The organism is Henriciella marina, from assembly GCF_027213945.1.
Classification (GTDB): domain Bacteria; phylum Pseudomonadota; class Alphaproteobacteria; order Caulobacterales; family Hyphomonadaceae; genus Henriciella; species Henriciella marina_A.
In genome coordinates, this window is the sequence record NZ_JAPWGW010000002.1 from 1 (window position 1) to 12325 (window position 12325).

Here is a 12325-nt window from a genome sequence, read left to right on the forward strand (position 1 = left end):
CCGGTCTCCCAACCGGTTTCGATCGCGGCCATGATATCCAGGATCGCCTGTTCATCAGTCGAGACCGGTTTGGTGTCGTGATGGCCGTCGGAGTTGTCGTGTCCGGCGGGGACCGTGCCTGACATTTCTCGATCAGCTGCACCGTCGGTATGGTCGTGATCATGTCCATCGCCGCTCGCCGATGATCCATCCATCGTGTCGGATGGAGGCGCTCCGTGAGCGTCTTGATGATCGTCTGTTGAATTTACGGTGCCTTGGTCGCCATGACCGGCTCCGCCGCCATGATCATGATCGTGGCCTGGCCCGCTGGCTTCAGGAAGGGTCTGCACGCCAAGTCCGTACTTGTAGACAATTGTGCCTCCCCACCACGCTGTAACCGTCAAAAGACCTGCCACCGCCAGGGCACTGATCGCAAATACCGGGCCGGGCGACGAGGCCCTTCTCAGCCAGCGCCAACCGGCGAGGGCCAGTAATGCGAGGCCCGTGGGAACAGCCCAGTTGCGATGGGTTGTCATCGCTTCATGGGACGGCGCATCGTGAGCAACGCTGTAATAGGCCTGAAACCCGGCCGCGATGGTGGCCAGAACCGCCAAGGCAGCCAATGCCAGCATCCAGTCGGCGGCCGGTCGAAGGCTGTCGCGCCAGCGGCCTGCAGGTACGAGGAGGCCAGCCACATATGCCAGGGCTGCAGATGTGCCGAGGGCATAGGTAAAATGCACCAGCACGGGGTGAATATTGGGTTCTATGAAACCGCCCATTTTGTTCTCCTAATACCAGGTCCGCAGGCCCACGAGAAAGACGATATCGTCGCCTTCACCGCCTGCGGCTTTGATCATGTCGCGTGTCTCACCGAAGGCGCTTTGCCATTCGACGCCGACATAAGGCGCAAACTCCCTCCTGATTTCATAACGAAGCCGCAAGCCGGCATCGAGTGTGCTAAGTCCCGCGCCCGTTTCCCTTTCCGGTATGTCCTGCGCGGAAAGATTTGCTTCGATCCGAGGCTGCAAGATCAACCGCTGGGTCAGGAGCAACTCATATTCAGCCTCGATGCGGGCCGTTACATCGCCTTTTTCACTGAGAAAGGCGGAAGCGTCGACTTCGAACCAGTAGGGCGCCAGACCATTCAGTGCGACGACCCCATGCGCGAGACTATCCGGTTCGATGTCGTAGCGAACGCCCGCCTGAACATTCCAGAAAGGCGCAACCGCGCGGGAATAGAGTGCCTGGATCTCAGCATCATCCACGCCCTCTCCATTCAGAGAGGCGCGGCCTTCGCTCTTGAACCAGAGCTTGTTGATATCGCCCCCATACCAAGCCTGTCCGTTCCAGTACAAACTGTCGCCCTCGTCAGACATCTGAGCCTCGAGCTGGTTGAAGAGGATGTAGAAGCTCTTCTGGTCTCCGCCTTCCGCAAGAACGTCCCGGCGAGCGTCCGCCATTGCATCCTCGCCGTAGATGGCGTCGGCCTGATCCCAGGGCGGGGTTTGATTTGTGTCTTCCGCGAACGCGCTGCCGGTCGCGTAGAGCGCGAAGCCGAGGAGGAGAGGGGCTGCCAAATTCGGTTTCATCATGATTTTCCCTCCCCATGGTTCATGCCGTGATGGTCCATGGGCATATTCATCTGACCTGCCGGCATTTTTTCAGCTGGTGTCGTATCGTCTGCTGGCGGAATGACGCTGACGACCTGCATCATGCCAGCGTGCATGTGGTAAAGCAGATGGCAGTGGAACGCCCAGTCACCGACATGTTCTGCGGTGATGTCGACGCTGACCCTGTCTGCAGGCTTGACCGTTACTGTGTGCTTTCGAGGCATGTGATGACCACCGCCATTCACGAGATCGAAAAACATGCCGTGCAAATGGATCGGGTGTGGCATCATTGTATCGTTTACGAGCGTCAGGCGAACACGTTCACCCTCGTAGAACTTGATTGACTCGGTTACCTCGGAGAATTTTACACCGTCGAACGACCACATGTAGCGTTCCATGTTCGACGTCAGATGAATGACAATTTCGCGGCCAGGCGGGCGATGGTCCTCATTCATGTCGAGCGCGCGAAGCTGGTTATAGGTGAGCGTGCGGTGGGGGACATCATCAAGCCCGAGACCGGGTTCGCCCAAGCGGCTCATCGTCATGCCTGATACTTTTGCGACACCGGGGCCGCGCTCTATATCTGCTTCGATCTTGACGGGCTGGACGGCCGCACCGTTGGGGTCAGGCTGCATGGACATGGTGCCCATGTCGTGACCTTTCATGGCGTGATCCGACATGTCCGTGTCCATGCTGGTGCCGGGACTGTGATCCATGCCCTCCATGCCTGACATGCCCGCCATGTCTCCATGGGCCATTCCCATGTCCCGCATGGTCAGCATCGGCACGGCTCGAAGCGCAGGCGCATCGGCCCGCATACCGGCACGCGGGCCGAGCGTGGCAACGGCCTGGCCGGAGCGGTCGATCGATTCGGCAACAAAGGCGTAGGCGCGCGCTTCGGTCGGCGCGATGATGACATCATACGTCTCGGCCACGCCCATCTGGAACTCGTCGGTCTCAACCGGCTGGACATTCAGACCGTCGGCCTGGACCACCGTCATCGGCAAGCCCGGGAGGCGGACATTAAAGAGGGTCATGGCGGAGGCGTTGATAATGCGCAGGCGAACCCGCTCGCCCGGCTGGAAGACCATATTGAAATTATCGGCCGTCGAATGGCCATTGATCAGGTAGGTGTAGGTTTCGCCCGTCACGTCTGCGAGATCGCGCGGGCTCATTCGCATCTGCCCCCACATGCCGCCAAGTCCGGTTGGGTTCGACAGGGTCGGGCGGTTGAAATTCAGGCTCTCGGCATTCTTCTTGAGCTTGTCGAAGATCCGGTGCGGATGCGTGAAACTCCAGTCGCTGAGGACGAGAACATATTCCCGGTCATAAGCCACTGGGTCTGTACCTGCCGGGTCTATGACGATCGGACCGTAATGGCCGAGTTGTTCCTGCAGACCAGAATGGGAGTGATACCAGTAAGTGCCATTTTGCGGCACCTTGAACTGATATTTGAACGTTTCGCCCGGTTTGATGCCCGGGAAGCTGACGCCCGGCACGCCGTCCATATGGAAGGGGACAAGCAGTCCGTGCCAATGGATCGAAGTGTCTTCGGCAAGCCGGTTGGTGACGTTCATTGTAACGTCATCGCCCTCGCGCAACCGCAAGAGCGGACCGGGAAGTGTGCCATTGATTCCGGTTGCCATACCGACTTTGCCGTTGAGCCTGACCGGGAACTGCCCGATTTCGAGGTCGAAGCGCGTGCCCGAAAGTGAGGGCACACCAAGGTTTCCGTTGCTGGAAGATTTTGCCCAAGCGGGCAGGAGGCTGCTTGCCCCCCAGGCTGCGCCGGTGCCGAGCACCGTCTGCAGCATATGTCGTCTGTTCAACATAATCGTCTCCGTGAGGTGAATTTATGCAATCGAGCTGCTAATGCAGCGACGCACGAACTCAGCTCAGGGAGCGCACCTTTAATGTGATTGGCGTTTGTCGGAACAGGTGATTTCGGACCTCAAGCCAGGGCGTGTGGACATTGACGACGATATTCCAAGCGTGTTGCCATGATGGTTTTACAAGCCCGATCGGCTTCGTATCACCTGACACGTGCTGGACCGGGTTCGCCGTCTTGTCGGCTTGGGCGACCGTTGCTGTCTGAAGCTTGCAGTGATCAGTCTCATCATCGCAGGGCGCCTCAGGCCCATCGGCGGGCGCCTGGTGAGAATGAGCGGTGAACTCGGTTGCCATGCTGTTCGTCGCCGACATATCGACGGGACACGCGCAGAGCACCTGCGACAGGCTGAAAAATACCGTCACGAGAGTTGCGACAACAAAGTTCATGACTACCACTTATACCCCATAGGGGTTTAAATCAAGAAAGAACCTCTGAGCACTCAAGGTTTGTCGTAACGGAGCAGGATCAACCCAGACCCGCGGGTCAGTCCCGAGCGAAAAGTTGCATGGCTACGCTCCAGCGCGAATTTGAACGGCCAGCAAATCATGTTAGCGATGTGAATGTCGCTGATAGGCAGCGTCGAACTTTGACAACACGAAAGGGCTGCACCACAGTTTGCACTACAAATTGCAAACAATCTGCACAACAAGCGAAGTTTCGAGCGCCATAGTGCGTTGAATTAATTTAATTTCAAGCACGATTACCGGGCGCGTCACTCGCGCCACTTCGTTTGAAGTGGCAAAACAGATCAAGAAAAAGGCGACCGCCTCAAACGGTCGCCTTTCTTTTTGGACGAAATGTATTTGTCCTTAGCTATCCGCAAAGACAGCAGGGCGCTTCTGCAGCTCGGCCATAATTGCTTCGATCTGGTTCTTGCTGCCGATCAGTTTGTCCTGCAGCACCGATTCCTGAAGCAGGGCTTCTGCAGCCGTCATGTCAGGGAGATTGTTGAAGATGTCCTTGTTCGCGCGGATGGCGTCCGGGTTCTTTCCGGCAATCTGTACCGCAAGCTCCATGGCGCGCTCATACGGTGTCTCGCTGACTTCGGTGGCAAAGCCATATTCAGCCGCGTCAGCGCCCGAGAAGATACGTCCGGTATAGGTCAGCTCACGCAGGCGATCATCGCGGCAGAGCGACCCCATGATCGCGGTGCCGGCCATGTCTGGTACCAGGCCCCACTTGATCTCCATGATGGACAGCTTGGTCTCGGGATGAATGATCCGCATGTCGGCGCCCAGCATGACCTGGAAGCCGCCACCTAAAGCGACACCATGCACAGCGGCGATGACAGGCACGGGCAGGGCACGCCAGCCCCAGACAGCCTGCTGTGCCCGGTTCGTGATGCCGTGTGTGCGCGGCGTGAGCTCCTGACGCCCGCTGGGTGAACCGCCTTCCTTGTTGCCTTCGGCCATCTTGCCGAAATTGCCCATATCCAGGCCTGCACAGAAGGCACGGCCTTCGCCGGACAGAACCACGCAGCGGACAGACTTGTCGTTTGCCAGCTCTTCTGTGGTTGCCAGCAGCGCTTCGAACATCGCATCGTCCAGCGCATTCATCTTGTCGGTGCGAACGAGTTTGACGTCAGCGACGCCCTCTTTCTTCGTGACCTGAATCCTGTCGGACATGTGCGGTCTCCTCATGCTTGGAAATCTCGCTTCAATCTGCCCAACGAAAAACGCCGGGACAAGTAATGTCCCGGCGTCATGGTCATTCGTGTCGCGGTTCGCCCTAGAGGAAGAGCTTGGCGAACTCACGTTTGCGGCGGTTCTTCCAGGCGCCCTTGTGCCAGGCAGCGGAGGCCAGAAGCGGAACAACGGAGCCAGCTTCAGCAAATACCATCTGCTCATACACGGTCTGCACCTTGCCCCAGCTCGCCGCCTCTTTCAGCGTCGAGGACGAGCAAGCGCCGTCGCGCGTGTCAGCGACCGTGATCTGCACGGCATATTTGTGCATCTCGCATTCCTTGCCGAGGATCTCAGCGCAAACCACTGTATCCTGGACGAAATTCTTTGGCACACCGCCGCCCACCATGAGGAGACCCGTCGTACCGGCAGCAATCTTGACGTCCGTCAGTTCGCGGAAATCGGCAACGCTGTCGATGGACATGTAGTTGCCCGGATTTTCCACCTGATGTTTCACGAGGCCAAAGCCTGCCGAGCAGTCAGAGAAGGCCGGCACGAAGATCGGCACATTGTGATCATAGCAGGTCTCGATCAGCGAACCCTTCTTGACCGCATTCTCCTTCAGCCACTTGCCCATTTCCCAGATGAACTCACGCGAGGAGTAGGGGCGTGGCTCAAGCTTGTTGGCGATGTCATAGATGACGTGGTCGCAGGCCTGCAGCTCTTCTTCATCGATGAACGTGTCATAGATACGGTCGATGTAGAGATCCCGAAGGATATTGTCGTCGACCGACTCCGGCGCCTGATAGTGCTTGTAGCCAAGCGCTTCGAAGAAATCCATGTCGATGATCGACGCGCCGGTTGCGACGATACAGTCGATCAGGCCGTCCTTCACGAGGTCGCGGTAGACGTGCATACAGCCGCCCGCCGAAGTGGAGCCTGCGAGTGTCAGGATGGTCGAGCAGTCCTCGTCTTCAAGCGCCATATTGAAGATATCAGTCGCCCGCGCGAGGTCGCGCGAGGTGAATGACATCTTGCCCATCGACTCGACGATAGGACGCGCGTCGAATTTGGTGATGTCGATATGCTCTACCGGCTTGCTGAGCAGCTCGGCCTTACGATTGGAATTGTCAGACATATGGGTCTCCGATGACTTGGGAGGCGTTGTAACGGGGTGGGGTGATTGGGTCCAGAAGGCAGGCGGCCCTCACCCTTTCAGGCGAAGGTCGCTCTCAGACTAGATTGAAGGGATGACTACGCCATGACGGCGACGGTCGTCTCGCTGTAGAAGCCATTGAAACGCGAGGATAGCGCCTGACCATAGGCGCCGAGATGGCAGATCTCGACCCAGTCGCCTTCCTGCACATCGTCGGGCAGCTCGAATGGGCCATTCATGACATCAAGGCTGTCGCAGGTAGGACCAAAGAAACGGAACGCTTCGTTTTCGGCTTCGTCGCGCGGTTCGACCGTGTGAAGCTTCACAGGAAACTTCCACGCGCACTGGGCCGCATCGAACAGCGAGCCGTAGCTACCGTCATTGAGATAGAGGTCGCCACCTTTGCGAAGTTCAACACGGGCGAGCGTTGAACCGCCCTGCGCGCAGAGGGCACGGCCCGGCTCGCCAAGGACTTGCAAGCCGGCGAAGCCGTGAGCTGCCAACGACGAACGGATCGCGCTAAAATACTCACCCATCGGGCGCGGCGACATGCCTGGATACGGAACCGGGAAACCACCACCGCAATCGATCGAATCGATCTCAACGCCCGATGCGTCCACGATGGAGCGGACATAGGCCAGCGCCATGTCATAATCGCTAATCTCGAGGCATTGTGAACCGACATGGAAGGTGACGCCCAGCTTGAACGCATGTCGGCGGGCTTCGCCGAGAAGCTCGACGGCCTGGTCGCGGTCTGCGCCAAACTTGCCCGACAGCGGCATCGCTGCGCCGCCCTTTGGCAGCGCGACACGCAGGTGAAGTGTCAGGTCGCTCGCATAACCGGTGACCTCGAGCATCTTTTGAAGCTCGTCAGCAGAATCAAACGAGAAGTCCCGCACGCCGCACTCATAGGCGTGACGGATCGCTGCACGCGACTTCACAGGGTGCATGAAGAAAAGCTTCGCGCCCGGTACGACACTCTGGACGAGGTCCACCTCACGGGTCGAGGCAACGTCAAAGTTGCGCACACCGCTGGTCCACAGCGTCTTCAGGACGGCCGGATGCGGGTTTGCCTTCACGGCATAGAGAACCTTGCCGGGAAACCCATTCAAAAAGGTGCGCGCGGCGGCGGCGATCTTCTTCGGATAAAGGACGAAGATCGCATCATCGCCCTCATAGGCGCGCAGAACATCACCAACGCTCGCAAAGGCTGGAAGACCGGTGCGGGTGGTTGTGTCAGGAAGAATAGCAGGACGCGCCAGCGGCGCAGAACCAGATTTAAACATGGCAAGAAATCGGATGTTGGCTGGCGCAAGGCCAGTGAACTTATTGACTGCACCAGAACAAACGCCTGATGCGCACGACAGTTCGGCGGGCGAACCCGCTACCGCCTTATAAGTTCAGCGACCGCAGCCGCATAATCTCCGAATTTCTTATCGTAATAGTTATAGAGCCCGGTGTCCCAGGCCACATCAAAACGGCTGTAAGCTGCCGCCAAAGCGATCATGTTCGGTGCCATCCAAGTATCCTCGTCCAGCATTACCGGGCTCAGCACCCGATGATGAAAGTGAAGACATCTGGGCTCACCCGTACTGACGCCCTTTCGGGACCGTCGTAGCTCGCTTGCGTGTCGGCGGTCGAGATATTGAATCGCAATTCAAAGATCAAGTATTTTTTACGTCATGTAAGACGGCGAATGCGTGCGCCAGATCTGCGATGAGGTCGGCGGTGTCTTCAAGACCTGCATGGAGCCTGACAAGCCGCCCCTGACGAGCCTGCGTCCAGTCTTTCGGCAGCCGCGTCAGCTGCTCATCGCAAGGGATGATCAGGCTTTCAAAACCGCCCCAGGAGAAGCCCATCTTGAAGAGTTTCAGCGCTGACAGGAAAGCATCGACATGGGGATCCTTCGGCGCATCCAGAAGGAAACCGAACAGGCCGCAACTTCCTGAAAAGTCTCGCTTCCAGATCTCGTGATCGGGATGATTGGGCAGGGCAGGGTGAATGATGAGGCTGACATCATCCTGCGTTTCCAGCCAGTTCGCGATCTCAAGCGCGCTTGCTTCATGGGCTTTCAATCGTGTGCCCAGCGTGCGTGTGCCCCGGAGAGCCGCATAGGCATCATCTGGCCCGAGCGAGATGCCCCAGTCTTCTGTCAGTGCTTCAATCGCCGCTGCATGTCTTTTGTCATTCGTCACCACCGCGCCGCCGAACGCATCTGCATGGCCCACGACATATTTGGTGAGCGCCTGCAGCGAGATATCGACGCCAAGGTCCAGCGGGCGATAAAACACGCCAGCCCCCCAGGTATTGTCCATCACCGTCGTGATACCGGTCTTGCGCGCAATTTCGACAATGGCCGGCGTGTCAGAAATCTCGAAAGTGAGAGACCCCGGCGATTCGAGCACGATCAGTCTGGTCTCTGGCGTGATGGCCGCCTTCAACGCCTCAGGGTCGCGTGGGTTGAAGCGCGCGGCACTGACACCCATCGTCGGCAGTCGTTTCTCGCAGAAGCGCCTCGTGGGCCCATACACCGAATCTGACAGCAGCACGTGGTCGCCGGCCTCCACAACAGACGCGATCGCTACAGCGCAAGCACTGAGGCCCGAAGGCGTCAGCCGCGCATATTTGCCGCCTTCCAGCTCACACAGAGCCGCTTCCAGCTCCCGGTGCACCGACAGGCCCATCCGACCATATCCAGTCCCGCCGCCGTATAGCGACTGCCGGTCCGGCAGTAGAACGGTCGATGCGCGCTCGACAGGTGGGTTCACAGTGCGCCGCTCGGGATTGCCCTTACGGTTGTGGATGAGCCGGGTCGGAAGTTTCATGCCGATGCGGTCGCAATCTCGCTCTCTGGGTGCAAGGCCCATTCCGACCAGGAGCCGTCATAGACGGCGACGTCCCAGTTACCGATCTCGGCCAAGGCGAGCGCAATGACTGCCGCCGAAACGCCCGAGCCGCAGCTTGCAATAGCCGGCCGATCTGCATGATCTCCAAGAAGCGCCTCGATCTGGTCCTTCGAAACAAGCTTTCCGTCCGCGCCAACCAGTTTGCCGGACGGGACGTTCCCACTGCCGGGAATGTGACCGGACGGCAGATCCGGGCGTGGCTCTTTCTCAGTTCCGGAAAAGCGTCCCGCAGGCCGGGCATCGAGAATCGGTGTGTCCCCAGACGCCGACGCTGCAGCAACCTGCTCGCGCGACTTGATGAGTTCCGAGTGCACGCGCGGCGTGAAGTGGCGCCCGCCGGTGATCACAGGCGGCAGGTCTTCAAGTTCGCCGCCCTCAGCTTCCCAGGCGCGAAGACCGCCGTTCAGCACGTACACATCCTTGTGTCCCATGACGCGGAACATCCACCAGACACGCGCGGACGCGAAGAAGTCATTGGCATCGTAAACGACAACCCTGTTTCCGTCACCGATGCCGAGCTTGCGCACACGCGATGAGAACTTCACCGAGTCCGGCATCATGTGGGGCAGGCTGCTTTCCGTGTCGCTGATCTCGTCGATGTCGAAATAGACCGCGCCCGGAATGTGCCCGCGGTCATAAGACTGGCGCCCCGCACCGGCACTTGCCGTCCAGCTTGGGAACCAGCTCGCATCGACGACACGAAGATCGGGCGCTTTCAAATTGTCTTTCAGCCAGGCCGCTGAAACAAGCGGTGATCCATCAGCCATCAGGCTTCCTCCATCCATGGCGGAACGGGCAGGTCTTTGCTGCGCAGGAATTCAGGATTGTAGAGCTTGGACTGGTAGCGATTGCCGTAGTCACAAAGGATCGTCACGATCGTGTGGCCCGGGCCAAGGTCCTTTGCAAGGCGCACAGCGCCGGCAATGTTGATGCCGGCAGAACCACCGAGGCAAAGGCCCTCGTGCAGGATCAGATCGTAGAGGATATTAAGCGCTTCATCATCCTGACACCGATAGGCGTAGTCGACTTTCAGGTCTTCGATGTTCTTGGTGATACGGCCCTGGCCGATACCTTCGGTAATCGACGTGCCTTCAGACTTGAGCTCGCCATTCTTGAAATACTCATAGAGCGCAGCGCCGCCGGGATCGGCGATACCGATCTTTATGTCCTTGCTCTGCTCCTGAAGGTATTTCGCAACGCCAGCGAGCGTGCCTCCCGAGCCGACCGCGCAGATAAATCCGTCGACCTTACCATCAGTCTGTTCCCAGATTTCAGGACCGGTCGTTGCGTAATGCGCTTCAAGATTGGCAGTGTTGTCGAACTGGTTCGCCCAGATCGCACCATTCGGCTCTGTCTTCGCGAGTTCTTCGGCGAGCTTGCCAGAGTAACGCGCATAGTGATTGGGGTTGGAATAGGGGACAGCATCCACCTCGATCAGTTCCGCACCAAGCAACTTCACAGCCAGCTTTTTCTCCTGGCTTTGCGTGCGCGGCATCACGATCACGACGCGGTAGCCAAGAGCGCTGCCCACCAGAGCGAGGCCGATACCCGTATTGCCGGCTGTACCCTCAACAATAGTGCCGCCCGGCTTCAGCGCGCCAGAGCGCTCTGCGTCGCGGACAATGCCCAGCGCCGCGCGGTCCTTCACGGACTGGCCCGGATTGAGGAATTCGGCCTTGCCGAGAATGGTGCATCCGGTTTCCTCCGAAACACGTTGCAACTTTATGAGGGGTGTATTCCCGATGGCGTCGAGAACCGAGTTGAGGATCATTCAGACTACTCCGTTTGCAGTTTCGATGTAGCTATCAGCCACCGCAGTGACAACACCGGGACCGGCTGATCCAGTCCAGCTTTCTGCGCGTACACATTTCGAATCTAATCTGTTTGAGCGCACACGAATGTCCAACCCCGATACCTATCACGCCTTCATGCTAGATTATGCGACCGGCAATTTGTCGGCCAGCATGAGTCTCGCAGCAACGCTTCACCGTCTTATGACCGAAGAGGGAGATGAAGTAGCGCGCACTTGGGAAGCGGTTCGGGACAACATCAAACCAGCGCGCGAAGATCATCTGGAAGCACTCTTTCGCATGGAAGATATCGCGATCGAAATCATAAACACCGATTATCACGAGGTTTCGTGGCGCAAAGGCCTTTCGGGGGCCCAATTCTGCAAGCTTCCAGAAAATAGTGGGTCGCTGATGCGCCTGCAGTCGGGTGACCGGGTCTTCGCCCATGGCCATAGCGCCCTCGAGGCCATGATTGTCCTGGAAGGACAACTGGAAGATGGCCGCGATACCTTCGGCGCCGGAGATCTTGTTCTGGCGACACCGGGAGAGCGTCACCGACCCGCCGCAGCGGGGAACAAGGCCTGCACCTGCTTCGTTGCTAGAGCTGATACGCCATTCTGGAGATTTACGTGAAAACGACGCTCAGCACATTCGCACTCGCCACCGCATTCAGCGCTGCGCCATCATTCGCAGATACGGCTGAAACAGGCACCATCAGCACACCTGTCTCGCAAGAAGCTCCGACGGCCTGGCAACCCGAAGACGGCGATCAGATCGTCTTCAACGTTCTGCGCAAGGGCAAGGAGTTCGGGACTCACAAAGTCACCTTTGATGTCGAGTCCAATGACAGCTTTACCGCGCGTTCTGACGTCGAACTCAAGGCAGGTCTCGGCCCCATTACGGTTTTCAAGTACGAACTCGACGCGACCGAAACGTGGAAGAATGGCAAGCTTGTTGCCTTAAAAGGTCGGACCAATGACGATGGCGATGACGAATTCGTGGAAGCTGGCGTCAACGGCGATAACCTCGCGATCGAAGGTTCAGCCTATTCGGGTAATGCGCCCTTGGGAATCATCCCGTCGAGCCACTGGAACATTCAGCAGGCCTTCAGCCGTCAGATACTGTCAACTGAAACCGGCGAGCTGCTTGACACCAATGTGGAGAAAATAGGCCGCGACACGCTGACTATTGGCGGAGAAGAGGTTGAGGCCACTCATTACCGCCTTCAGTCCGATCTCACCGTGGACCTCTGGTACGACGATCAGTCTCGCTGGGTTAAGCTTGGATTTGAAGCGCGTGGCCAACAGATCGATTACGTGCTGACGCAGCTTTACTAGGCACGAGCAGAACCAAGGACTTTAGGCGGGCCGC

The 12325-nt window shown here is 58.3% G+C and carries 13 protein-coding genes; 2 read left to right on the forward strand and 11 right to left on the reverse strand.

Translation table 11 applies throughout. From position 1 onward, the window contains the following. The 11 genes from O4G74_RS06450 to O4G74_RS06500 all read right to left on the reverse strand — a co-directional run. On the reverse strand, positions 1 to 758 hold a 758-nt coding region (locus O4G74_RS06450; protein ID WP_269401824.1), incomplete at its 3' end, for a DUF2231 domain-containing protein. Positions 759 to 767: 9 nt separating this feature from the next. After that, entirely contained in the window at positions 768 to 1571 is an 804-nt protein-coding gene (locus tag O4G74_RS06455) for a copper resistance protein B (RefSeq protein WP_034813580.1), read from the reverse strand. Further along, entirely contained in the window at positions 1568 to 3421 is a 1854-nt protein-coding gene (locus O4G74_RS06460) for a copper resistance system multicopper oxidase (protein WP_269401825.1), read from the reverse strand. The genes O4G74_RS06455 and O4G74_RS06460 overlap by 4 nt, the downstream gene beginning before the upstream one ends. Positions 3422 to 3479: 58 nt before the next feature. After that, positions 3480 to 3866, reverse strand: coding sequence for a hypothetical protein (locus O4G74_RS06465; RefSeq protein ID WP_269401826.1), 387 nt, complete (start codon positions 3864 to 3866; stop codon positions 3480 to 3482). Positions 3867 to 4289: 423 nt separating this feature from the next. After that, the gene (locus tag O4G74_RS06470; RefSeq protein ID WP_269401827.1) at positions 4290 to 5105 is read right to left on the reverse strand and encodes a crotonase/enoyl-CoA hydratase family protein; all 816 of its coding nucleotides are present in this window, start codon (positions 5103 to 5105) and stop codon (positions 4290 to 4292) included. 103 nt (positions 5106 to 5208) lie between these two features. Then, the gene (locus tag O4G74_RS06475) at positions 5209 to 6240 is read right to left on the reverse strand and encodes a 1,9-bis(guanidino)-5-aza-nonane synthase (protein WP_269401828.1); all 1032 of its coding nucleotides are present in this window, start codon (positions 6238 to 6240) and stop codon (positions 5209 to 5211) included. Between the two features lie 116 nt (positions 6241 to 6356). Then, on the reverse strand, positions 6357 to 7544 hold the full coding sequence (locus O4G74_RS06480) for a type III PLP-dependent enzyme (RefSeq protein WP_269401829.1): 1188 nt from the start codon (positions 7542 to 7544) through the stop codon (positions 6357 to 6359). A 98-nt stretch (positions 7545 to 7642) separates the two neighbouring features. Continuing rightward, entirely contained in the window at positions 7643 to 7777 is a 135-nt protein-coding gene (locus tag O4G74_RS06485; RefSeq protein ID WP_269401830.1) for a hypothetical protein, read from the reverse strand. Between the two features lie 145 nt (positions 7778 to 7922). Continuing rightward, positions 7923 to 9083, reverse strand: coding sequence for a cystathionine beta-lyase (gene metC / locus O4G74_RS06490; RefSeq protein WP_269401831.1), 1161 nt, complete (start codon positions 9081 to 9083; stop codon positions 7923 to 7925). After that, positions 9080 to 9931 (reverse strand): sulfurtransferase, encoded by an 852-nt coding sequence (locus O4G74_RS06495; protein WP_269401832.1) that lies wholly within the window; start codon positions 9929 to 9931, stop codon positions 9080 to 9082. The genes metC and O4G74_RS06495 overlap by 4 nt, the downstream gene beginning before the upstream one ends. Then, positions 9931 to 10935 carry a cysteine synthase A gene (locus O4G74_RS06500; RefSeq protein ID WP_269401833.1) on the reverse strand — a complete coding sequence of 335 codons (1005 nt, stop codon included), beginning with the start codon at positions 10933 to 10935 and terminating at the stop codon, positions 9931 to 9933. The genes O4G74_RS06495 and O4G74_RS06500 overlap by 1 nt, the downstream gene beginning before the upstream one ends. Positions 10936 to 11062: 127 nt before the next feature. Here O4G74_RS06500 and O4G74_RS06505 point away from each other — a divergent pair, with 127 nt between their 5' ends. Both O4G74_RS06505 and O4G74_RS06510 read left to right on the forward strand, forming a co-directional pair. Then, positions 11063 to 11587 (forward strand): cupin domain-containing protein, encoded by a 525-nt coding sequence (locus tag O4G74_RS06505; protein WP_269401834.1) that lies wholly within the window; start codon positions 11063 to 11065, stop codon positions 11585 to 11587. Next, the gene (locus O4G74_RS06510) at positions 11584 to 12291 is read left to right on the forward strand and encodes a DUF6134 family protein (RefSeq protein WP_269401835.1); all 708 of its coding nucleotides are present in this window, start codon (positions 11584 to 11586) and stop codon (positions 12289 to 12291) included. Before O4G74_RS06505 ends, O4G74_RS06510 begins: the two co-directional genes overlap by 4 nt. Positions 12292 to 12325 lie beyond the last annotated feature (34 nt).